Below are 23,966 nucleotides of genomic sequence, written 5' to 3'. Positions count from 1 at the left end.
ACTTGTTTTAACTACAAAGATAATATTTCAACCTCTATTTATTATGATGCAAATCTAAAGGATAAACGCAGATTTTCGCAAAGGGAAACAAATGTATGATAAAGAATTACAGTCTTTTAATCCGCGTTTTATCAGATAAATACCACTCTGTGGAACTCTGTGTTACTCTGTGGTGAAATACTATTTATTTTTTCCCCTTTGCGAAAATCTGCGTTTATCCGCGTTTCATCAAAGATCTAAAAAACTCTGTGTCCTCCGTGTCCTCCGTGGTGAAATACACTTGAAACTATTTCCACAGCCTGATATCCGCTTTTGCCTCTATGCTATCTTCCAGTTCATCGGGTAGCGGGGCAAAGAAGTCCATCCCCGTCAGCGTTTCGATGCTATCTACGCTTACGACGTAGGTGCCCAGAGGTTCTACCGAACGTTCATTGTCGAAAAGGAAGCCGATGGCCCGGGGATTGTCGACGAAAGGCGAGAGAATCACTTTGAAGAATTTCTGTGGCACAACCACCCGGTTTTTCCCTATTTTCTGTGCAGAATCCTCTACGATGGGGCCGCAGATGATAATGATGGCACTGTCGGCTATGGCCCAGTCGCGTATCTTTTCTTCGAGGTCTTTCCATTTCCGCCTGTTCAGTTCGGGGTGTTGCGGGCACATGTTGCTGAAGTAAAACGACTCCTTCATGGCCGTTACGCTCCATTTCATATCGGCAGCCGGGGCCATGTGCCCCTTGTCGTAGCCAGAGCGGGTGTAATCTGCATTGGTGGCGATGACCCCTTTCACCTGTGGGTCGGCAATGAAGCGGTCGGTTCTTTGGGCGTTGCCCTGCGTTTCCTGGTGGGTAAGTTCGTAAGCTACCCAGTTGGGCAGTCGCAGGTTTTCATTATAAGATACGGTATATCCGGTGTGACGGATGATCTGTCCCTTTCTGGGGGCGGTCATTACCGGGATTTCCAGTTCCTCGGCTGTGGGGATTTTCTGCTTCTGGCCGGTAGGAATTTCAGATTTCCGTCTGGTAAAGTCTTCCTGCTTTTTCAGGACGGGAATCGTTGTTTTTCCAACTGTCGGTGGCGGCGTGTTGCCCCCTCCATTGGGCGCTGTCTCTATCTGCTGTACGTAGAGATACAGCCCATAAAAAAGCGGTATCAAAATGATGAAGGCGATGATACAACCTATTCTGGAGCTGCTATGGGATTTGGTTTTCCTGGAAGATTTTTTTCGGCTCACAATATCTATGCACGGTTTAGGGTTATAAGAAATTGGTGAAAATTAAGAATTGAAAATTAACTGCACTATCACGCTGCATCGCCACTCCCCATTTCTCCATTTCCCCATTTCCACTTTCAATTTTCAACTTTCAACTTTCAACTCTCAAAGTCTCATCGTCCTCTCCACCACCTTCACCACGTTATAGAGTTCTGACACATCATTCAGGTTGATCGTGTAGTCGTTGAACAGCGGGTTTAGTGGGTGGCAAGTAATATTTCCGTACTCATCCTGGTCTACTATTTGTTTGATAGCGATTCCCTCTGTCCGGTGTACAATCACAAAATACCAGTCTTTATAGTGCAGTTTGGGCATCCACAAATCTCTTTTCACTTCCCTTGCCAGCACTTTGTCGCCGTCACAGATGGCAAGGCGGCTGTTGTCATCCATGCTATCGCCCTCGGCTTCAAAAAGCCGGTACTTGCCATGGTACGTTTTGTCGACGATAACCGGCATGGTGGGCAAACTATTGATATATTCCTCGTCTCCGTACCCGCAGAGGTATCCACATTGCGCGCGTACGTGTACTAATGGTACATTCATAAAACCTATGTTTTCTATTGTGTGTGCGTTGCTTGGATTGTGTGCTTCTAGAACTTCTATAAATGGATCTCCTTTTTCAGATAAAATCCACTCCATATTCCAATTCGGGAAAGCCTTTTTGATTTTCTCTATGGTTGGTTTTCTAAATGTATCACCTACTTTATCCAGATAGCCATTGCCTAATTCTGATTTTAGATAAAACTGATTAGGATTAAGTCCTTCTTTCTCAATGAGATAGAACATTCTTTCTTTTAGGGTCATATAGATATTCTAGTTTACAATGATAGAAAATCTAGCTAATTAATATTTATTAACTAGAAATTCTATGCTAGATATAGAACTTCTAGTATATTTGCATCATCAATCATTCAATGATGCAAAGAAACAAAGAATGTTTGAGTAAAGCAACAGTAATAGATAATTAAAACGCATGAAGTATGACAGATTGGGAGGCAAAACAGGAAGTGGCTGTGATAAACTCAATGAGTTTGGCAGCTGTGCAGGTGCTTTACAATGTAGACACCAGAGAAGAGGCCATTCGGGGTGTACTTGAATCTGTTGAGTTTGAATCTGGCTATGATTATACAGAAGCAGAGCTTGAGGAAGAGAGAAGATATCTATGTGCGTCGCAGGGGCTTTCGAGGTATTAGTTATTTACACTTAAATAGAGAGATGATTATGGAAAAGAAATTCAGACATGAAGTAATGATGATGGCGTATGAGATTTTCAGTTCGACAGGTGATAGTTGGTCGGTATGCCTGGCAAAGGCATGGCAGCTTTACAGATTGAAAGGGATGTTCAGGACGGGCGCTGTAAAATTTGCTTACGCAAAGACCGATGGCACACTCCGGAGGGCTACCGGCACATTGAAAGATGTACCCGCCGGACTGGTGAAAGGCACTGGTAAGAAGAATTTTAAGACAGTTTGCTACTTCGATGCAGATGCCGGAGCTTTCAGAAGTTTCAGGGTAGAAAGCCTGGTGACAATCTACTAAAAGCAAGCGCCCCAGGGCAGGCAGACGTAGTGAATATTCTGCTTGCTCACTAAAAAAAGAATCGCTCTTTGACGTATTGAAATTAATATTGAATTGTGAAATATCGCATAGCAGAGATGCCATGACTGCGATTGGGCACAATGAACGAATGAAATAGTCCGCAAAGAATCCTCTTCAGCAGTAAGCATACAGGTTAGGGGTCTGTACGCTATTCGTGTTATATAGCCCGTGGCAATGGCGAGAGGCTGCGTATCGGATACGCTCACGGGCGCTGAAATATTTTTGTGGTGAAATAAAAAAAAGAAAAATGCCTGCTCCAATGGTAGTCTTAGATCTACGCAACAGAGACCTACAACCCGGCCGGATGCAAGGCAAAACCGCGTAGGCGGGCGTTTTCTTTTTAAACTTAATTATTATAATCTTATGGCTAAAGAATCAGAAGAAAGAAAAAAGGTCAAGGAGCGGTTACAGAAAGGAGGTGACAAGGTGGCTTTCTCCCTTTCCACCTACCTGAAGGTGACCCGTATGCTTCACGACCTGAACCGGCTGGCAAAAATTGACGGTCTGGTAGAGAAAAACGATGTCCTCTACTCCGTGCAACAGGAAGGTGCACCGCACGGACGCTTCTATGTAGTAAGAAATTACTAACATGCATCACCCTTATTATTAAAACAATAACAATAGTAAATAATGAAAGATTTAAATAACTATGTGCCGGATGTGCCTCAGTTTGAGCTGCCGGAAAACATTCACTTCCCTGAAGTGATTTTTGCCGATTGTACCGATATGGAAGAAGTGAAAGCAAGGCTGGCCGAACACTTTATCACCGTTCAGCAGAAAGATGTGGTGGCAAACCACATTATGGACGACTTTGAGATATCCGCCCTACGGGCCAATTATGGCGAAATAGCCGAAGAGCAGTTGCCGGAACTCTACGAACAGATGGAGACGCTCAAAGCTGAATTCAGTGCAACGAAAAAGGAGTATGAAGCCCGGATTACGGCCCTCAATGTTCAGTTTAAAGACCTGGTGCACCTTACCAGAAAGGGTGTTAAAGATCATCCGCTCACCGTTGCCGATACTTTCCGTATCCCCGTGCAGGGGTATTACCTGTATTATTCGTGGCTGGGCGGGAGCTTCCGGCTGGCATTGGTACAAGAGATCCCAAAGCATGAATATGGCGATCTGTTCAATGCCGGTGGGTGCAACGAAGAGGCATTCCGTGCATTGGGCTATGAGCTTCCGGAAGTAGAAGATGTACGTATAAATGTACGTTTGATTCCGGATGTCGACGGAGGCCCAGAGACTGAGGTCTGGGAAGAGAACGGATGTGACGTCTGGTTAGAAAAACTGACAGAAGATGTGCTGGATGAAGATACGGGTGAAGTGATATCAACCGGGCGTTACGAGTGGTATAAAGTGCCCTTTGGCGAAAGCCCGTGGAGGAAAGACGATGGGCAGGCTGCAACACAAGCGGGGTAGGCCATCCAACTACCGGAAGCTGCTGAGCCACAACCCCTATTGGGAAGAGGTGAAGCGCGAGGTGCGTATTCGTGATGGACACTGCTGCCAGCAGTGTGGGAAAACGTACTGCCTGGAGATTCATCACAAGACGTATCGTGTGAATGGCGTGTCGATCGTGGGACGCGAACTCGACTTTCTGGATTGCCTGGTCACCCTTTGCGAAGATTGCCATGCCAGGGTGCATGGGAGAGGGTGAGAGGCCGTTTGGCTTCTCTCTCTCTTTCTTTTTTTTGATACGATAAACTTAAAGATATATGAACAACTATCAGCTTATTTCACGGTTGAGGAAAGTCAGGATCAACACATTTCTCACAGCTACGGATCAGGCACTTTACCACGAACTTGTTGCCATTTGTAATGCATGTGAGTGGGGAGCGGTTTTCAGTGCAACGAGCAAAGCCTTGTCGGGCTCTTTGAATACATCCGACAAAACGTTGCGAAAGTCAAGGGCCATTCTGGCAGAAGCCGGGCTTATCTCCTTCGAGTCGTGTAAAGATAAAAGAGTGGGGTGCTATTATTCTTTCACAAAGAAGCTCAGCAATGACAAGACAATGCCCTGCTTATCATCAGGAGATTTTCCTGATGATACTTCCCATGATCGCGATTTATCATCCGACTTATCATCTGGAAAATTTCCTGATGATACGCAATTTACACCTTATAAGGGAATTAAAACTATAAACAAAGGGAGTCTCGCGCCTACGCACGAGAGTACCCCCTCCTCCTCCGAGACGAATCGTGCTTCTTCCCGAAAAAGAGTGGGAGATGAAACGCCACTGTCGTATCCCTTCTCTTCGCCCCGTTTCATGTCGGCCTGGGAATCTCTGTGCCACACACCCAAGTGGAAGAAGAAACTCAACTATGCCCTCCAGCTCTCGCTCAACAAACTGGCCCGCTATGAAGAAGACTTTGCCATTGAGCAGATAGAACGCGCTATTGAATCCAACTGGACCGGAGTCGTCTTTCAGGGTACGGAAGGAAAATATCATGAATGGCTAAATTTGAAATATGAAAACAATCGGAAACTTAGTAAAACAGACAAAGCAAGAAGCCTGCTCGAAGAGTACCAGTCTATCACTTCGGGAGAGCAGCAAAGCCCTTCTGATGCAGAAGTACTCAACTTTTGAGCACCTTGCCGGGCGGTTTAATCCGGATGTACAAAGCCGGTTGCTGGGCAATGCAGATGTGGCGTATCTGTCTGACACACCCACCATCGGGCTGCTGGCAGAAGTGTATGGCTGGGACAATGCAGTGTTCTGGCTGAAAATGCAGATCGCATCTCTGGACCGCTACAACGGCAGTACGAAGGAGTGTGACCTGGCAGTGATTGGTGAAGTTGCCTTGCTGTTTGCCAGGCGGTATGCACGCGTTAAGCTCACGGAATTCATGCTATTCATAGGCCGTTTCAAGTTGGGCATCTACGGCAAATTTTATGGTGTTTTTGATCCCATATCGCTGGGAGAGGCTTTCAAACTTTTCCTGCGGCACCGTGAGAAGGAGATAGCGGAGATAGAGCGAACCCGCAATGAACCGGGAAGTACGTGGTTTATCCCCCCCGAAGGATATACCTCGCTGAGCTGGTATCAGGAAGTGAAACGCCGGGCAGCCGAAGGAGATGAAGAGGCGATGGCACTGCTCAGGCCACCAGGAAAACGGTTTTAGTTGAAAATTGAAAGTTGAAAATTGAAAATTGGCTGCGCTATCATGCTGCATAGTAATTTTCAATTTTCAACTTTCAATTTTCAACTCTCAACTAAACCGACGGGTCTTCTCCCTCTCCCTCGCCGCCACTTTCACCTTCGGACAGTAGATTCTGGGCCAGTTCGTTGATATGAACATACTCAACTCCCATGGTCAGTGCACGTGTGGTCGTAGTTCCATCCGGACGTTTATACTCCGGCGTGAAGCGGCAATTCAGCGTATTGATCTGGTTGGGGCTCACTTCCTTTTCCGTGGCCACGCCTTTGCCGTTGGCTTTGGCAATCATGGTAAACGTGCCCAGACCATCCAGACGCACCGTGCGGCTGTTGAGCAACTGCTCACGCATCACCTCCATGAGGTTGCGGATCACGTTGTGTACATCACCCGGAGTGAGCGACGCTTTGCGTGAAATCATCTCTCCAATGCGCTGTGTATCTACCACTTTAGGATATTTCACCAGGCGTGGGTAGAAAAGTTTCTCTCCTGTTTTTGTCTTCAATGAAGACTGATAAGCTTTGTAAATTAAAGGCATAATGTTGTTCCTTTCTTTGTTTTAAGTGAATAATAATAAAAATGATTACGTTGACAAAGGTACGAGCTTCCTCAAAATGCATGATACAAGAGATAATTCCATATTTCGATAGATGGTGATAAATAACAAAATGTGACAAAAACTAATAGCATATCAAACAAACAGCTATGAAAGAAGAGAAAGAAGAACATGCCTCCACCAGTGCTTGCAGCAAAAGCGAACTGGCACAGAGATACATGCCCAATGTGCAGCCGGCATCTGCCCGGCGGACCATGCGTAGCTGGATAGCCAGAAACCCTGCACTGAAAGCAGCACTCGAAGAAAGCGGATACACAGACAAAGCAGTCATTCTCACCCCGGCACAGATTCAGATTCATTATGACTTTTTGGGAGAACCGTGAGGGGAGGGGGAGGAAAAGAGATAGACTGAAAATGCTAAATATTCTTTCTGTTTTGAGAAATATGCGTGCACTTTTGTTATTAGTATCTTAATTTTATGTACATTTGATGCGATATATGAGAAATTTTCTCAAAAAAGAAAAAGTTGATATGGTAAATCTGATAGAGTTTACAGTAGGTAATTTCCTCTCATTTAATGAAAAAAAGACATTAAGCATGGAGGCTGCCAGCATTCGCGAACTGCCGGAAAATACTTTCGTAAAAGGCAATTGCAAGTTATTGAAATCTGCCGTTGTTTATGGAGCCAATTCCAGTGGAAAAAGCAACCTGATCAAGGCGCTGAAGTTTATGATAGAGACTATTCTAAACTCCTCTAAGTTCAATTCTAAAGATAAATTCAATGTATCTCCTTTTCTGCTGAATGAAGAAGCTGCCCAGTCTCCGTCTTATTTTGAAATATTATTCTATCATTTCGATGTTCGTTACAGATATGGGTTTGAGTTGGATGATGACCGGGTATATGCCGAATGGCTCTATACACTTCCTACCTCAGGTACGAAAAAAGAGCAATTGCTTTTTGCCCGCGATTTAGAGGGTATCGCTGTAAGTGAACTTTTTAATGGAGCTTCAGGATTGGAAGAACGTACCCGTGACAATGGGCTTTTCTTATCAGTCTGCGATCAGTTTAATGTGACATTGGCGGGCAGTCTGATTCGTGCAATAGATGATATCATTATTGTATCTGGCGTAGATCACAAAGATTTGGATTCGATGACTCGTGTATATATGAATACTGAAACACGACTCATAAAAGATTTCTTTAGAGAATTGCAATTGGGTTTTACTGATATCAGGACTAGTGGAGAAGATAAATGGTTGGATAAAGCTCTGACTACTCATAATGTATACGATGATCGAGGCAATGTGAAGGGGCAGCATCTTTTCAAAATCCTTGAAAGTGAATCTGCTGGAACTAATAAAATATATGACCTGGCAGGTTATCTGCTTTATGCACTGGAGTTTGGATTTACGATCGTTATCGACGAGCTGGATGCCAAACTTCATCCTTTGCTGACAAAAAAAATCATAGAAATGTTTCACTCTGAGGAAGTGAATCCCAAAGATGCGCAACTCATTTTCGCCACCCACGACACCAACCTGCTGGGATGCGATTGTTTCCGGCGTGACCAGATATGGTTTGCCGAAAAAAATAAAAAGGAGGAAACAGACCTCTACTCACTGGTAGAATTTCGCAACGCCGAAGGAACCAAAGTGCGGAACGACCGCAACTATGAGAAAGATTATATCGAAGGCCGTTACGGTGCCATTCCTTTTATTGGCAATTTTTCTAATCTGATGAAAGATGGCAAAGAAAAAAGAGATTAAGAGCTTTCAAAATCGCTTTGACCGCGACGAAACCAAACATCGCCGTGTAGTAGGGGCCCGCAACAAGCGCGTCTACTTCCTCATCGTGTGCGAAGGCACCAAGACCGAGCCTAACTATTTCTCTTCCTTTGAGCACAATCTGCCTCCCTATACACTGGACATAGAAACCCAGGGAAAAGGACTCGACCCTCTTGGCGTAGTAGAAGCTGCTATCGAACTGAAACGGCAGAGTAGTAAACCTTTGAGCAGAGTATGGGTGGTATTTGATAGAGACGACTTTCAGCCTGTCCGCTTTCACATGGCTATAGAAAAGGCTGAGGCGAACGGTATTCAGTGTGCATGGTCCAATGAAGCATTTGAGTTCTGGTATTTTCTCCACTTCCAGTATCGTGATGTTCCGATGTCCCGTGATGACTATCAGAAGTGCATCGAGAAGGAAATAAACAAGCGGATGCAGGAAAAGAACGGCAAATCCGGCAAAACAAAAAAATACACTTACCGCAAAAATGCCGAAGATATGCATTTTTTGTTGACTACTTATGGCAACGAAGAGCAGGCCATCCGCTGGGCTGAGAAACTAATAAACTTCCATGAAGGGAAAAAGCAGGTAGACTGCAATCCTTGTACCACCGTCCATCGTCTGGTGCAAGAGCTGAACCATCCGGAATGTTGTTGTGAAAGTCCTCGGAATTCATAATCCGATGGAACGCATACCAATGCGATTCGTATAGATGTAAAGAGTGGTTGTACACCTTCTTTTTACATCTTTTTTTTTGCGATAACCTGTGTTAATCTATATTTCTCAACTATATCTATCTTTTTTTTAATCTTTCCTGTCACTGGTACGTCTGCCCGATAAGCAACGACGTCCCCTGAAATTATCATATCTTTTTTTTATCCCTGAGATATGCCATTCTATTGCCTTACAAATCAAAAAAAACTCACCACCGAGTGACACCGGAGGCCTACCGGGAGTATTATTTATTGGATTTCCTGTAATGAAACTCTCTGCATTATCCTCTGAAACTTTGTAGTGAAATATATTCAATAACTTTTTTAAAATTATCATTATGAAAATTATTATTAATCAATCTTCAAATCTTGCAGAACTGCAAAACCAGTTCCGCTATTCAAATTGCGTTTATATCATCAAAGTAGAGCAGCAAACCTTTGGTACTGCCGATTCTCCTTTGGTGATACCAGAAAATTCAACTCTGATCTTTGACGGAGGAAAATTCACCGGTGGTCATGTTCGGTTAAACAATACCATACAAAATGATGTGTATTACACTGTTTGGGAGAATGTAGAAATCTCAGGTACTTTTGAACACTATGTGTGGAGAATATTTAAAAATGAGATGATACGGCCTGAATGGTTTGGAGCTGTTGGAGATGGAATAAATGATGATACCCAAGCTTTACAACAAGCTATTAAGATAGCCAGTGCTTGTGGTTCTGTTGTAAAACTGTCTGCAAGAAGATATCTTATTACAAAAACAGTTCACATATTCTCAGCTACACATATAGAAGGAACTTTACCAGGGAGTATAGACCGAAATATTCAAACCGGAACCTCTATTGAAGCTAAGCTTACGACCGATAATATCGCATTAGATGCAAATGCCAGTTATGAGAAGGATGGAGTAAAAGTAGATCCTTCGGGGTGTTATAAGTTTATTTTGAGAGATTTTAGCATTGTAAATGTAAATACCAACTCTGGTATAGGTCTTAGACTTTACAGTAAAGATGACACCTGCCCTCGTAACGGAGTTATTGAAAATGTATTTGTTTACAGTTTTGCTACAGGACTCGAACTAAACGCTTTCTCATATGTAAAAATGAGTTATATGTCTATAACTGATTGCCAAACAAGTATTCATATTGATCCAAAGGGAGGCTATGCTGAATTTATATGGTTTAGTAACATCTATATAAATACAAATGCACTTAATGCAGTTGGTATAAAAATAGAAAATGGTAATAATATCTATTTTAACGAAATCGATATAAATAGTTGTAAATATGGATTCTGGGCTAATGCTGTTAAAGCTATTTATAATTTGTTTGTGAATAAAATGAACGTAACCGGTTGCATTAATAGTGTTTGGTTTTATGCGAAAGACCAATATATTGCCCGTGTGAAAATGTCAGAAGTGAGTATTTATTCCTTCCCAAACAGTGAAGTCGGTATTTTATTTAGCAGAGTTGCTCCCTATTCTATTGAAGATAGTGTTTTTACAGATTTATTTGACTCTGTAACTACTGAAGCAGACTTTATAAGAATAGAAGATATAGGTATGAATTCGAGTGTTTTTGATGGAATAAGAACTAACAACAAGTTATCCGGCCTCTCACATGTAAGAAAAGTAGGTGTTTTGCCTATTCCTACTTGTGGTGAATTTATCGTTCCGGCAGGTACCATTGGGCAGTATAATCATATTGTATCTTCTTCATCACCATTTGATTATAATCCGGTAGTTACCGTTTCACCACAAAGAAATGTTGCTCTTAGTTCAACTTGTAGTAATGTTCAGATGGGAAATCTGACTATCAATGTATTGTTTGAAGAAGAGTTGCAACAAGATCTTCTTGTCCGTTACTCCTTCCCCCAATTCTGAAATAATTAGCATATACCGAATGTACAAGGAGTGTATATTCGGTATATAAATGAAGAAAATACGATATGAAATATGAAAAATGTTTATTCGTAGAATATGTAATTTTATTGTCTTTTTAAAAATTATCATTATGAAAATTATTATTAATCAATCTTCAAATTTTGCAGAACTGCAAAACCAGTTCCGCTATTCAAATTGCGTTTATATCATCAGAGTAGAGCAGCAAACCTTTGGTACTGCCGATTCTCCTTTGGTGATACCAGAAAATTCAACTCTGATCTTTGACGGAGGAAAATTCACCGGTGGTCATGTTCGGTTAAACAATACCATACAAAATGATGTGTACTACACTGTTTGGGAGAATGTAGAAATCTCAGGTACGCTCGAAAACCTTATCTGGAAAATATTCAGAAATGATACATTGCGTCCCGAGTGGTTCGGAGCAATTGGAAATGGAACACATGATGATACCCATGCTTTGCAACAATGTATAAAACTTGCCAGTGCAAATGGAGCTGTAGTGAAACTGTCGCCAAGAAGATATATAGCAACAGACACGATAAAAATCTTTTCTGGTACACACATTGAAGGTACACTTCCTGGGAGTAAAGATTATAATATAGTTGCTGTTCATAGAGGTTCTTCTATTGAAGCTCGTTTTAATTCGAGTAAAGTTTTGTTAGATGTAAATGCTGCTAATGATGACTCTGGATGTTATAATTTTATATTGAAGGATTTTGGATTATTGAAAGAAAATGATAAACAGACTGTTAGTGCGATAAGATTGTATAGCGAAGGATTTTTGTGTCCACGTAGCGGCCTTATAGAGAATCTTTTCATTTCAGGTTTTACAATCGGACTTGAGTTGAGAGCTTTCTCCTATGTGAAATTCTCAAGACTGAGTATTAATGATTGCAATATGAGTATTTATATTAATCAGAAAGGAGAATTTGTTGAATTTGCATGGTTCTATAATGTTTACTCTAATACAAATGTCAAGGATGCAATAGGTATTAAGATTGAAAATGGAAGTAATCTGCATTTCATTGAGACAGATATTAATGGGTGTAAATATGGATTTTGGATTAATGCGCTTGGTGCTATCTTTAATACCACTATTAGCAAAATGAATTTTGTAGGGTGCATGAGAAGTATTTGGTTTCATGCAGCAGAGCAATATATAACTCGTGTGAAGGTGTCCGAAATCACTATTTATGGATTTGAGGATTATTATGATTGTGACATATTATTCAGTGCCTCAAATCCTTACTGTATTGATGATTGTGTATTCACTGATCTGTTTGATTCGCTTCAATTTCCTTTGGGCAAAGAGAAAGATTTCATAAGAATTGAGGATATGAGTATGTGGTCATGTTCTTTTGATAGGATAAGAACTTACAATAAACTCTCTGGACTCTCACATGTGAAGAAAGCTGGTGTACTAGTTATCCCTAACCAGGGAGAATTCCTTGTTGACGGAAGTAAAGTGGTGAATAATTCTTTCACTTATCGTGTCTCAGATTCTTCTCCCTTCGATTACAATCCGACGGTGTTGGCTATGCCGCAAGATAATATTAAAATAACCTCTTCAACAACAAATACCCAGTTAGGAGATTTATTGATTAATATATATTTCCCCGAAGGCTTCGATACGGCTAAGAATCTTCTAGTCCGTTACTTCTTCCCCCAATTCTAATGAATGATGGTGTATTAATAAATAAGAGGAGAACTTGATTTTTTGAAACAAGTTCTCTGATTTTAGAATTAAATAATAATATAAATAATTATGAAACAAATTATAGATTTGTCGAGGCCTTCTTCTGTGATAAGGCAATCTGATTTTAATGTACCTAATGCTGTTTATAAGATCACACAAGATTTTGATTTAGAAGATAAAGTTATCTTGATACCCGAAGGGTGTGTGTTAAGTTTTGAAGGTGGAAGCTTAAATAATGGCAGTATAGAGGGAAATGATACCCTTATTAAAGATAACCAATTTAACGCTTTCTTTAAATCGGACCTTGAGTTGCTTGGTGATTTTTCTGTTATGAATATTGTGGCAAATTGGTTTGATGAGGTAGAAGATTGTAACATGTTTCAGCGGGCTTTTGATTTTGCACATACCATTTTTCAGGCAAAAAAGACGTATTATTCCGCTTCTTCTGTATCAGTGTCCTGTCTTTCTAAGTCATATACTATGTCCAAAGGTGTTTATATCCCTGTTGGAGTTTCATTTAATGGGAATAAAGCAAGTTTGTTTCCTGGGAAAAAATGGGATTCAAATGATTATATGTTCAAATTGAATATCCAGAGAGAAGAAGCCGATTGGGAAGTACCATACCCAGGAAATATCTATGATGAATTCTGCTTTGTGAATTTCTGTAATCCGGATCAGCTATTATGTCATTTTATTTTGGGAGCTGATTCCAGAAACATACATAATATACATGCTTTTCGTCCTGCCATATTTTATAAACAAGTATATCGATATGTTGATAATAAACATTTTCATGATATAATTATCTCTGGTAAGAATTCATCTTATCCATTTGATTTTTCTAATTCTGATACTTATAATATACAATGGTTTTTGGGAGATGGTTGTGAAATAAATCATATTTCAGATGATGCGACAATATATATAAGTGCTGGTGCGAATGCTGCTGTACGAAATGCTATTAACGTAACACTATGTAGCAATGGTTGTAGAAATATAAATCTCGAAAATTTTCATAATGAGTCCGGGAGTATTATAGTTTGTAACTCTTCTGTCATACTAAAGAATGCATATTTTTATGCCCATCAAGACGGTGATATAAAAATAGTTGGGCAGTATAATACAGGAAGTGAACTTTTTCTGGAAAATGTGTTTTTTGGAAATTTATTAGGTTTGAGTAACTTCAATCAGTATTATCCTATTGTCAACAATAGTCCTTTTGAGAATTCAAGAATCAGGATAAAAAATGTATATGGCTTGATTAATAATGGAGGTGGTGGGCATAATTCAGGAAATGCAATCTTGTTGAAGTATAAAAATAGCTATAATGGCAAGGTACATACCATAAATCCTAATGGTGAATTTATCAATACTGAACACGTAACAGATAGCCATAAATATTTTGATTCTAACTCAGTTTTTCCATTAGATTGGGTAGATGGTACCGGAAAGGAAAAAGCTTATATAAAAGTAATTTACATTGCAGATGAAGATAGAAAGTTGAAGTTATTAGGAGGTACGCTTACAGATGAAGAAGTTTGCGTGAATTCTGTAGACTCAACGCAGTCATATCGTGCTACAATGTATGATAGTGGATGTACTATACAGCAATTAACCAATCTGTTAATAAGAATATTTGTAGGACGTTCGAGTCATAATTATGACCGCTTTTATGATTTTGGAGTAGTAATGCAGAATAAAGAAACATTTCTTTTGATGGAAAATGGAGTTGATGGGTTGGTACATAAACAAACTGGTAATATTGATACTGATTATACTGCTTGTTCTGTTTACAAATCTGATAATTGCAATGTTTACGTAGAACTCTTAGACAATCAGTTACCCACTCAGGGAAATTGGAAATGTGGGGATACGATAATCTTGAATAATGGAGAGAAATATGTATACAATGGCAAACAGTGGGTATAACCTAAAAAATATTGAAACTTTTGGAATAATTAAATTCTGATAAAATCACTATACCAACACATGCCAGGTGCATACATCAGTATGCCCGAGCGTGTAAAAACAGAAAGACTACCGCGCTGATGTAAATCAACTTTGTATCGTAATCACAAATCATCCTAAAGTAAACGGTCTGATGAACTAACGATATCTGGCAGGAAGAAAAAGATTGTATTGTGTAACTTTTTATACCAGTTCCGGACTGGGTTTGTGATCTAAAAACAGAGGTCACGATTGCATCATTCAAATATTTCGCCTCTTCCTGTCAACTCTCTACTTTACAGTATGAATTTTTCAAAAACAAAGTTCATACTGTAAAGTAGAGAAAACAGATTCAAAAAAAATGCATAAAGATAGTATTAATTTAAAATAAGCAGATATGGAATGGATAATTAAAGAATTTTGGTTGGCAGTACTTGTGTATTGTATGTGCTTTTTACTTGTGTTTCTCGCTATTGTCGGAGACTTGATTTCTGGTGTGAGGAAGGCTGTAAAAGCAGGTAAAGATCGTATGAGCGTGGGTTATCGTCGGACGGTTGACAAGCTGTGTAAATACTATAACTCGCTATTCTCGGTAAGTATCGTTGACTGTTTCCTGATGATGATAGTATATATATTCCAAACAAAAGGCTGGCTCATAAGTTTTCCTGTTTTTCCTGTTACTACTGTTCTGATGGGAGCCTATTTAGCATTCGTAGAAGTGCGTAGTGTTTTTGAGAAGCTGGAAGATAAGGAGAAAGCGCGGGCTGAGAAAGATTTGTCGGTACTCATTAAAATACTCGATAAAGAGAATATAGATAAGGTAGTTACTATTTTAAAGGAGGTGAAGAAATGAATAAAATAGATTCTATCATTATTCACTGCTCGGCCACACGTGCCGGGCAGGACTTCCGTGCAAAAGACATTGACCGTATACACAAACAAAGAGGATTTGCCCAAATTGGATATAACTTCATAATTGATCTTGATGGTACTGTAGAGAACGGGCGTCCACTTTCTATTGACGGAGCTCATTGTAATACCAAAGGATTCTCCGAAGTATCATACAACAAACACAGTATTGGTATCTGTTATATCGGTGGACTGGATATAACAGGACAACCGGCGGATACCCGCACTGAAACACAAAAGAACGCCCTTCGTGATTTGATTGCAAAGTTATGCAAAGAGTATAACATCATTGAGCTACTCGGCCACCGGGATACATCTCTTGATCTTAATGGCAGTGGTGAGGTTGAACCGGCAGAGTATATCAAGGCTTGCCCGTGTTTCGATGTACGTAGTGAGTTTAGTAATTTCCTGCGTAATGCAGTAGTGAAACCATGAAGGACTTAGTTAATAAGATGTGTCTAATAGCTATAGTTAGCCTGTTGGCGGTGATAGTATGTTGCCTCATTACTTCTTGCCAGGCTTCTCGGAATATGGAGATTCAAAAGCAGATTGATTACTCCGGTGATTTTAATCAAATTCAAAGTGTTATTGAGTCAATGCGAGTGGATGTTAGTAGGCAAACGAAGATAACGAATGATCGGCTAAGTAATCTAAAGTTGGAAAACAAGACTGTTTATTTGTCTGCTCCGGATTCAACCGGTAAACAATATCCAGTTAAGGAAAGTACTACTACTACATCTAAACAGGAGCAGGAAAGAACAGAAGTGGATGAAACATTATCTGTTACTTTACAACAGCTTTCTAACAAGTTAGATACATTGAGTAACAAGGTTAATGCCATGTTGAATCAGAAGGAAAAAATAATAGAACTTTCGTGGTGGGATTTGCATAAAAGTGAGGTGTATTGCTGTATCTTTTGTTTGCTAATTATAGGCTGGCTGGTGTATAGATTGAGAAAAAATGATGTTTTTATTTTGTAAGTATAAATATAGGCCTCAGCTTTATAAAATGAGGCCTATACTTTTTTATATCAAGACAAGCATCTTAATTGAAATGATATTTACTCAAGTTTTTATTTTAATTTCATAATTGCGGAAAAGAATAATAGACTAAAAGGGGGCTTTCTAAGATGCCAGAGAAATCAATACCGATTGATAACTCTCCCATTTGTGTGTTATTACAAACGTAATTGAAATCAAAGCTTCTTTGTGTGGATATCATCAGTAATGGGGCATAATCTAACGGAGATAATGATGATACAACATATTTATAGTAGCCATTAGTTCCTTCAGGAATAACGAATGCGCCTGAATTGGGAATCCTAAGTAAGCCTACTTTTTTTACATTTGAAAATCCTGTTAGTTTATCATAGGTTCTAATTCCGTCAAAAGTACAGGTACTCATTCCTATCTCTTCAATTTTAATGAAGTTTTTATTATTAGATGAGGCATCGAATAAATCAGTAAAAACGCAGTCTTCAATATTATAAGGCATATTTCTACTAAATATAATACCGTCTTCATTATCAGGCATCCTATAAATGGCGACTTCTGATAATTTGATACGGGTTATATGTTGCGAATTGGCATGAACATGTATGCTATTTGTACAGTTTTCCATACTTAGTCTATTTGCGAATAAATTAAGAACCCCGCTTTTACTATTTATATATAAACCTTTTATACAGCCTGCTATATCAATTTCATCAAAATAAAGGTAACTACCATCCTCTATATTTATACCTATAGCATTAGGTGCATCTGTATTTATATATATATTGTCAAACCATATAAATTCAGTGTAAGTACCAGATTTTACTATATTAATGCCTATAGTGCAATGAGAGATATTAATTCTTTGTATTTTTACATATGAAAATGCATTTAAATCAAATCCTATATTAAAACCGTAAATAAAAACCCCTTCTATGAGTCCTTCTCGTGGGCATGAATCGGCAATACTATATAATCGTAATGCTGTAGTAGGAATATTGCTATTACCCATGACAATGCTGAAATTTCTTAAGATAAACTTATAACATCCAGAAATATCATTAGCCGAATTTATATCCAATGCAATATTATCAGTTGTTAGGTTTACCTCAATGGAAGTTCCAGTCTGGGTATATAGGTCAATACTTCCAGGTAAAGTACCCTCTATATGTGTGCCGGAAAAAATTTGAAGTGTTTCTGTTATAGTGTATCTTTTGGGAGATAATTTTACTATAGATCCGCAGGCACTGGCTAATTTGATGGATTGTTGGAGTGCTTTTGTATCATCATGTACACCATTTCCAATAGCTCCAAACCACTCAGGACGCAATGTATCATTCCTAAATATTTTCCACATATAATTGGGAGAGGTACCGGAAATTTCCACATTGTCCCAAACGGTATAAAACACATCATTCTGTACTGTGTCGTTTAACTGAACATACCCACCGATAAATTCTCCTCCGATAAATTCTAATGTTGAATTATCTGGTATCACCAGAGGAGAAGTAGCGGTACCGAAGGTTTGCTGTTCTATCCCTATAACATAAATGCAATTTGGAGAACTAAATTGACTTTGTAACTCAGTAAAATTTGAGGACTGACTAATAATAACTTTCATAATCTTAGTATTTAATATGTTAAACAATAAAGATGTGTATCAACAAAATGAGAGTAAGTTTATTCGTAAAAAGGAATTTTGCAATTTATAAAAAATATACCAGAATGTATTTAGGTAGCTAAATATATTTGTTATAAAAACATTTACCTCTATTGTTGGCCTCTTATTGCTTCATCTTAATATTAAGCTTCTGATATTACCAAAGTGCATTTCATGTAAATTTTATAATTCGTTATAACATTTTTCAATGGTAGTTGTTATAAACATGTAGAAGCTTATTTGTGGTGACAAGTGGCAGCTTCGGTTCTTCGGAATCGAGTTTTTTAATTTGATTATTTTAAAGAATGCTTTTTTAATATCCAAATAGTGATTATATTTGAAAACTGACAATATTATTCTTTATTGAACTATTGGATTTTAATTTATGGTTAAAATAAAAAGATATGTAAAATATTGGCTTGTTTGGGTAATTGTTATTTCTATATTGTTCATAATAGCTATTGTTTTTTTTTTTATTTTATTCAAACAGGTGGAAATTTTGAGGACAAAAAGACTAACTGGGGGGAGTTGGGAAGTTTATTAGGAGCGATTACCGGATTAATAGCTTTTGTTGGAGTTCTTTTTACGTTGAGACAGAATAAACAGCAATTTTTAAATAGTGAAGATAGGTCAGTTTTTTTTGAATTGCTTAGAATATTCATCTCATACCGGGATTCCTTAAGAGTGAGAAGACATAATTGGAAAATACGACGATAAACAATGTCAATGGAAGATGACTTCATGCAATGAAATTTGTACGAATGAAAAAACTTACTAGCAGATTTGTTTTGAGTTGCACCATACATTTTATGTGGAAATAAGAAGAGGGATTCCAAAGCATTTTTCCAAATATGAGTTCAAAAGGAGAATTGTTCCTCAAAGCATAACAATAGAACAATACCTATTGACGTATAGTAGTTTAGTTGTTGCTATCGATAATATTTATTCTGAATATAGTTGGAGCAAGCGTGGAGGAGCAAGCATTGTGAATCCAACACCTGCCAATGCTTATGATTACTTATGTCTGTGTACGATTAAAATTTATTTAGAACAGAGTAATCTCAAACCAATAGCTGAAGCCTGTACTAAAGCTGCCAATACTTGTTTTGCGCTATATAAAAATCAACTTGGTACATATTTTAGAAATGCTTACTACATCTTAGAAATGATATCGGAATTCAATTCACCTAAGAAGTATTCGGCGATCTTTCGGGCGCAACTGTCAAAACAGGAACTTATACTCTTGTTTTTCAATTCATTTAGTTCGCTATCAACTCCCAAGACACGAGAATTATACTTGAGTGCTGATCTATTCGATAACCTTGAATTAAAAGATGTGCGATTGCGGGAGGGGGTAAATGATGAGTCTGTATCCCGTATGGGGTATCTAAACTTTCCATCCATTTTGTCTCAAACTGTGGTTGAAAATGAATATGTTTCCTGTGACCTTCTAAAGAAACTATACAATTCGGTTCAGATAGAAAACAATTAGAATGTTATAAAGTAGATTTAAAGGGAGGACTGAACTTTCCCTTCATTATTACAAAAAATATGTCTCACACAGGCAATTTAATAGGGAAGTATAACAGAAGGTATTTTTTAGTTTATAAATGGTACATTGTGGATTGAGAATAAGATAATAGTAGAAGCTTACTTGTAGCGACAAGTGACATTCCCCGGTTCTTAATGGATCGGGGATTTTTATTATATTTGCCGGAAAATTAAAAATCATGGCACATAATTACGACCGCGAATCAGTACAAGAACTACTCTCTTGGGCAAAGAATATGCTTGAAAACAAGACATATCCTGAAGCTCCTTATCAGCTTAATAAATGTACAAAGATACTTGATTGTGCGCATTATCTCGATAGTGCAATAGCTACCATCTCGGCGCATTGGGAGAATCCCACTTTCCACCCATATATTGAATGTTTGTGGGAGTTTAAGGAAAAGATGGAAGGAAAGGCAGCCGAATAAGCTGCCTTTTTCTATAAATTTTGTTTTTGAAATCAGGTATTATCTGTAATTTTGCTCTACTTTTATTATCTTTTTGGAATGAAACTTTTGTGTAAATTTATATTATGGAGTGAATATGAAAATAATTAATTTTTTCTTTTTAAGTTTGTTATTCGTTTGGCTATACGCTTGTTCAAATGATCCATTGGCGGATTTGTCAGAAACTAATAGCGAAACCACGTGGTATAAAATATCAGAAGATCAACTCAACGGTTGGGACGAAGGTTACACTGATGATTCCGGCTTTTATATCACCTATGAAGCTGACTCGCTTCGTGGTTTGCAGTACGCTTATATTAATAAGAGTGGGAATACGGTAGAACAAGCCATTTGTTTTGTTTTTAACTGGGATTATGAGCCTTTGGCTGTACAGTTTGATTCGAAACTCTATTTGGTAGATACAGCATCCAAGAAACTCACGCTTGTCAAATCAACGAAAGAGAATACCCAGGAATGTTTACGTTTTTCTCTCAAACAAAATACGAAAGGGCGTGTAGTCGTTACTTCTCGTCCTAAACAAGTGGCAAGTGGTATAGGTACAGTGCTTTCGATACCTGATTTTCTTGATTTGGCACAAAATCTTGCTGAGCAAGATTTTGGTACTTTCTTTCAAAGTGTTGCGGCGATGGCTGTTGGCGCATTTGTTATTCCCGAGGAGATTAGTGCTGTGATCAGTATTGATGCTCTCAATGAACGTTTTTTCCTAATTCCATACTATATTGAATTGATTTATGGCGAAGCTTGTCCTGATGTCTATAAAATTACGCAAAATACTCACTCCAGTCAACACTGTACATTACAAGCTATGGTTGAAATATCCGGTATTGAGAGTATTCCGGATAACTATCTTGATGCTGGGAAGCACGATGTGTATGTAGGTGTGGTTGTGCTTGAAGGTCCACAGCTTCTACCTGAACCGCGCTTGGACTATTGTCACTATCGTGCGGATGAACGTCTCCTTCAAAAAGACTCGGAAGGTGGGTTTCAACAACAGTTTGAGAACTTTGATTTTCTTGTTAGTATAGGTAAATCATATTACTTCCGTCCTTATATTCGTTCCTCGCAAGTTGACAAGGAAGGACATTCGCTTCCGTTTATCCGATATGGAAAGACTTTGTATTACAGTACATTTAAATCAGGTATTACCGATTTTAAAGCCACTTCTGAAGGGTCTATGATCGATCTGGTTTATTTTCATGGTAATGTGACTGCGACAATGAGTAATTCGGAAGAAGTAAAAGAGTGGGGAGTGTATTGGATGGAAAACGGCTATCGTTCTTGTTACACAGCTCCGGAAGGTGCTTCTGCTTTCGTGCAGGAAATTTATGTAAAGTATGGGGTAAATGAAATGGATCTTTTCGACTGTACTAATCACATAGCTAAAAAACGTATACAGCTTGGTACATGGTTCCGCCGTAACATTATAGATGTGCAAAACGGATTGCCGGAGTATGAGTATAGCGCTCCGGAAGAATATGTGTTAGTATATGACCAACCTGTGTCAGTGAAGTTTGATAATTATGAAGTATTCCAAGGTCCTTATCCTGCTACGTCTTATGATCCTGAAACAGGTAAAAATGTTGTTGTTCCCGGTTCGGCGTGGTATGATTATTACCTTCACTTTACCATCACGGGTGCACCTTTTATAAATCAAGCTCTTTATCACATTGATCAATACGAATACGGACCGGTCGATAAGGGTTATGTCAATGGTTTGATATATTCTGGTGAGAGTCCGATGGTTATCAACGATGGTGATAATGTAATTGTGGTACGTCAACTCACTAGTACCATTCCTCGTGATGCTTATAGTGAAAGCTGGGAGTGGATTGTACTTGAAACGCAGTTTGGGAGAATCACAACTGATAGATCCTTACACTATTTCCATAATCGTGCTAAAGGGCTTAGTTTCACATCGAATATAGATGTGGAATAATGATATCTAAGCTATCAATTCAACGAAGAACGGGCAATGGTTGTAGCTTGTTCTTCGTTGTTTTTCTGTTTTTAGTAAATCAGATATCTCAGACTAAGATTAGGTGAGATATTTGATTTTGTTAAAATAAGGGTGGGGGAGGTTATCCTTTCATCATCATTATATCCGCCCTCATTTCTATGTAGTCCTTATATTTATCTGGATCGTTTACATAATCAATAACTCGGTTGATTGCTATTTCCGCCTGTTTTTGCTTGACTTTCGTGTAATACCTTATGATTCCTTTACTCTTGTCTGAATGTCCAAGGCAGTAATCTATCACACCGTCGGGAATTCCAAGTTCGGAAGCGAACTGAGCAAAAGTTTTGCGGGCTGAATAAAAACAAAGAGTTTGTTTAATTCCTAAATGCTCTTTTAACTCTCTCATGCAGAGGTTGATGTACTTCTGTAGGTTTGGGTAGGTGTAGGAATATCCTAAATCCAATACTCCTTTCTTACTTATATATTTTGTTATAATAGACTTCGCTTCCTCGTGTATCGGTATTGTAATATTTGATTTTCCGGTTTTTGCATGGATCGTCTTAGTTCTTTCAAAAGAGAGAATATTGCCTGATAGGTTTACTGATAGTAAGTCCTTCAAGTTTATACCACACAAATAAAAAGAGAGTAGTAGCATGTCTTTGCCTAATTGCATGCGCTTTCCTTCTACTACTGTATTTCGTATTTTCTGGAATTCTTCTATTGTCAGATCACACTCTTTAGGTTCGGCTGTTGGTATTTTAGTGTATGCAAATGGGTGCACATCTGTTTTCAGAACACCTGATTTGATTAGTTCGTTGATTCGGGCTTTCAAATGGGTAAGCCTTAATCCTATGTTACCATTAGCGTATCCTTTTTTTGTCATCCATTTCTTGAAGTGTTCAATTAACAAAGTATTGATTGCCTGAATGGGTATATCTCCTTCGGCGTTTGTAAACACCCGTACAGTCTCCTCATTCATCTTAGCATAACTTTCCCTGCCTTCCTCTCTGATCTCATTAATTCGCTTTCGCCAAAATTCCAGAAATGAAATGTGAGAAGGTTTTTCTTTGGAAGTGATAATTTGTTTGATCTGTAAAGCAGTGAGCCACTCTTTGTCTTCTATTGAATTATATTTTTCTTTATATTGTGAGAATACAAACTCTATCCGTTTGTTCATTATACTTGCATCTTTGCGATAAACGACTTTTCCGTTTTCGAATTCTGCAATATCATCTAACAGAAATTCTGTTTTGATGTAAGTACGATCTTTCTTTTGGGAGATGCAGACTAAGATTGGGAGCCTGCCATCATGTTCCTTAATGGAACTTAAAACTGTTAATCTGATTGTTGCCATAAGCTGAATAATCAAACACAATTCTACTATACAATTTTATGCAAATATATACGCAGATTTATGTTTTTTTTATTCAGAATTGAATTTTTAGAAAAGAAAAACGCTGATTAAATAGCTAATAATCAGCGTTTTATTTAAGAGCCGCTAGCCAGACTTGAACTGGCGACCTACGCGTTACGAATGCGTTGCTCTACCAACTGAGCTATAGCGGCAGGAATCGTTTACGGCGTGCAAAATTACAGCTTTATTTGAAAAAACAAAAAGAAAGCCAATCTTTTTTTGATAATAATTATTATAGTGTATTTGTAGTTACTATCAAAGTCTGGTTTCAGCGATTAGTTTTACATTTTCAATATTAATAAAATGTAGTCAGGTGGGAAGAAGCTAATGGAAAAATTTAGTATAAAGAGGACGATGTAGATAAAATAGAATTTACAATATTA

Annotated in this window: 24 protein-coding genes and 1 tRNA gene; 19 read left to right on the top strand and 6 right to left on the bottom strand. The window is 38.6% G+C overall.

The window, feature by feature from the left end:
- Positions 1-286: 286 nt before the first annotated feature.
- Together HCG69_RS04805 and HCG69_RS04800 are read right to left on the bottom strand one after the other, a co-directional pair.
- Positions 287-1,234, bottom strand: coding sequence for a DNA/RNA non-specific endonuclease (locus HCG69_RS04805; protein WP_370634117.1), 948 nt, complete (start codon positions 1,232-1,234; stop codon positions 287-289).
- A gap of 141 nt (positions 1,235-1,375) precedes the next feature.
- A complete protein-coding gene (locus HCG69_RS04800) occupies positions 1,376-2,074 on the bottom strand; it encodes a peptidase S24 (RefSeq protein WP_221649078.1) in 699 nt (232 codons plus the stop codon).
- A 176-nt stretch (positions 2,075-2,250) separates the two neighbouring features.
- On the opposite strand from HCG69_RS04800, the gene HCG69_RS04795 reads away from it, so the two are divergent.
- The 7 genes from HCG69_RS04795 (at position 2,251) to HCG69_RS04765 (ending at position 5,995) form a co-directional block, all read left to right on the top strand.
- A complete protein-coding gene (locus tag HCG69_RS04795) occupies positions 2,251-2,463 on the top strand; it encodes a hypothetical protein (RefSeq protein WP_221649077.1) in 213 nt (70 codons plus the stop codon).
- Positions 2,464-2,491: 28 nt separating this feature from the next.
- Positions 2,492-2,809, top strand: a complete 318-nt coding sequence (locus HCG69_RS04790; protein WP_255585424.1) for an SH3 beta-barrel fold-containing protein — start codon at positions 2,492-2,494, stop codon at positions 2,807-2,809.
- A gap of 423 nt (positions 2,810-3,232) precedes the next feature.
- Positions 3,233-3,457, top strand: coding sequence for a hypothetical protein (locus HCG69_RS04785; protein WP_221649075.1), 225 nt, complete (start codon positions 3,233-3,235; stop codon positions 3,455-3,457).
- 42 nt (positions 3,458-3,499) lie between these two features.
- Positions 3,500-4,291, top strand: coding sequence for a hypothetical protein (locus tag HCG69_RS04780; RefSeq protein WP_221649074.1), 792 nt, complete (start codon positions 3,500-3,502; stop codon positions 4,289-4,291).
- Positions 4,263-4,529, top strand: a complete 267-nt coding sequence (locus HCG69_RS04775; RefSeq protein WP_221649073.1) for an HNH endonuclease — start codon at positions 4,263-4,265, stop codon at positions 4,527-4,529. Before HCG69_RS04780 ends, HCG69_RS04775 begins: the two co-directional genes overlap by 29 nt.
- Before the next feature lie 58 nt (positions 4,530-4,587).
- Entirely contained in the window at positions 4,588-5,460 is an 873-nt protein-coding gene (locus tag HCG69_RS04770) for a hypothetical protein (protein ID WP_221649072.1), read from the top strand.
- Positions 5,461-5,599: 139 nt separating this feature from the next.
- Entirely contained in the window at positions 5,600-5,995 is a 396-nt protein-coding gene (locus HCG69_RS04765) for a DUF6633 family protein (RefSeq protein WP_221649071.1), read from the top strand.
- A 91-nt stretch (positions 5,996-6,086) separates the two neighbouring features.
- On the opposite strand, the gene HCG69_RS04760 is transcribed toward HCG69_RS04765, so the two are convergent.
- Positions 6,087-6,566, bottom strand: coding sequence for an HU family DNA-binding protein (locus HCG69_RS04760; RefSeq protein WP_221649070.1), 480 nt, complete (start codon positions 6,564-6,566; stop codon positions 6,087-6,089).
- 167 nt (positions 6,567-6,733) lie between these two features.
- On the opposite strand from HCG69_RS04760, the gene HCG69_RS04755 reads away from it, so the two are divergent.
- From HCG69_RS04755 to HCG69_RS04715, 9 genes are all read left to right on the top strand, one after another.
- A complete protein-coding gene (locus HCG69_RS04755; RefSeq protein WP_221649069.1) occupies positions 6,734-6,967 on the top strand; it encodes a DUF4248 domain-containing protein in 234 nt (77 codons plus the stop codon).
- A 148-nt stretch (positions 6,968-7,115) separates the two neighbouring features.
- Positions 7,116-8,351 carry an ATP/GTP-binding protein gene (locus HCG69_RS04750; RefSeq protein ID WP_221649068.1) on the top strand — a complete coding sequence of 412 codons (1,236 nt, stop codon included), beginning with the start codon at positions 7,116-7,118 and terminating at the stop codon, positions 8,349-8,351.
- Entirely contained in the window at positions 8,329-9,048 is a 720-nt protein-coding gene (locus HCG69_RS04745; protein ID WP_221649067.1) for an RloB family protein, read from the top strand. The genes HCG69_RS04750 and HCG69_RS04745 overlap by 23 nt, the downstream gene beginning before the upstream one ends.
- A gap of 373 nt (positions 9,049-9,421) precedes the next feature.
- Entirely contained in the window at positions 9,422-10,969 is a 1,548-nt protein-coding gene (locus tag HCG69_RS04740) for a glycoside hydrolase family 55 protein (RefSeq protein ID WP_221649066.1), read from the top strand.
- 130 nt (positions 10,970-11,099) lie between these two features.
- Positions 11,100-12,665, top strand: a complete 1,566-nt coding sequence (locus HCG69_RS04735; protein WP_221649065.1) for a glycoside hydrolase family 55 protein — start codon at positions 11,100-11,102, stop codon at positions 12,663-12,665.
- Between the two features lie 90 nt (positions 12,666-12,755).
- Entirely contained in the window at positions 12,756-14,615 is a 1,860-nt protein-coding gene (locus HCG69_RS04730; protein ID WP_221649064.1) for a hypothetical protein, read from the top strand.
- A 415-nt stretch (positions 14,616-15,030) separates the two neighbouring features.
- Positions 15,031-15,486, top strand: a complete 456-nt coding sequence (locus HCG69_RS04725; protein WP_221649063.1) for a hypothetical protein — start codon at positions 15,031-15,033, stop codon at positions 15,484-15,486.
- The gene (locus HCG69_RS04720) at positions 15,483-15,977 is read left to right on the top strand and encodes an N-acetylmuramoyl-L-alanine amidase (protein WP_221649062.1); all 495 of its coding nucleotides are present in this window, start codon (positions 15,483-15,485) and stop codon (positions 15,975-15,977) included. Before HCG69_RS04725 ends, HCG69_RS04720 begins: the two co-directional genes overlap by 4 nt.
- Positions 15,974-16,522 carry a histidine kinase gene (locus HCG69_RS04715; RefSeq protein ID WP_255585423.1) on the top strand — a complete coding sequence of 183 codons (549 nt, stop codon included), beginning with the start codon at positions 15,974-15,976 and terminating at the stop codon, positions 16,520-16,522. Before HCG69_RS04720 ends, HCG69_RS04715 begins: the two co-directional genes overlap by 4 nt.
- Positions 16,523-16,625: 103 nt before the next feature.
- On the opposite strand, the gene HCG69_RS04710 is transcribed toward HCG69_RS04715, so the two are convergent.
- Positions 16,626-18,155, bottom strand: a complete 1,530-nt coding sequence (locus HCG69_RS04710) for a glycoside hydrolase family 55 protein (protein WP_221649061.1) — start codon at positions 18,153-18,155, stop codon at positions 16,626-16,628.
- Between the two features lie 850 nt (positions 18,156-19,005).
- On the opposite strand from HCG69_RS04710, the gene HCG69_RS20615 reads away from it, so the two are divergent.
- From HCG69_RS20615 to HCG69_RS04695, 3 genes are all read left to right on the top strand, one after another.
- Positions 19,006-19,686: a putative phage abortive infection protein gene (locus tag HCG69_RS20615; RefSeq protein ID WP_370634113.1), complete on the top strand. Its 681-nt coding sequence runs from the start codon at positions 19,006-19,008 to the stop codon at positions 19,684-19,686.
- A 238-nt stretch (positions 19,687-19,924) separates the two neighbouring features.
- A complete protein-coding gene (locus HCG69_RS04700; protein WP_255585422.1) occupies positions 19,925-20,173 on the top strand; it encodes a hypothetical protein in 249 nt (82 codons plus the stop codon).
- Between the two features lie 115 nt (positions 20,174-20,288).
- A complete protein-coding gene (locus HCG69_RS04695; protein ID WP_221649060.1) occupies positions 20,289-22,148 on the top strand; it encodes a hypothetical protein in 1,860 nt (619 codons plus the stop codon).
- Positions 22,149-22,290: 142 nt separating this feature from the next.
- Here HCG69_RS04695 and HCG69_RS04690 read toward each other — a convergent pair whose 3' ends face one another.
- Positions 22,291-23,523, bottom strand: coding sequence for a phage integrase SAM-like domain-containing protein (locus HCG69_RS04690; RefSeq protein WP_221649059.1), 1,233 nt, complete (start codon positions 23,521-23,523; stop codon positions 22,291-22,293).
- Between the two features lie 139 nt (positions 23,524-23,662).
- Positions 23,663-23,735: transfer RNA gene (locus HCG69_RS04685), tRNA-Thr, on the bottom strand.
- Positions 23,736-23,966: the final 231 nt, after the last annotated feature.

Origin of the sequence: Bacteroides sp. K03, from assembly GCF_019734355.1 — a bacterium.
Lineage (GTDB): Bacteria > Bacteroidota > Bacteroidia > Bacteroidales > Bacteroidaceae > Bacteroides > Bacteroides nordii.
The sequence above is the reverse complement of the archived record's forward strand: the minus strand, read 5'-3'. Positions and strand labels throughout refer to the sequence as shown.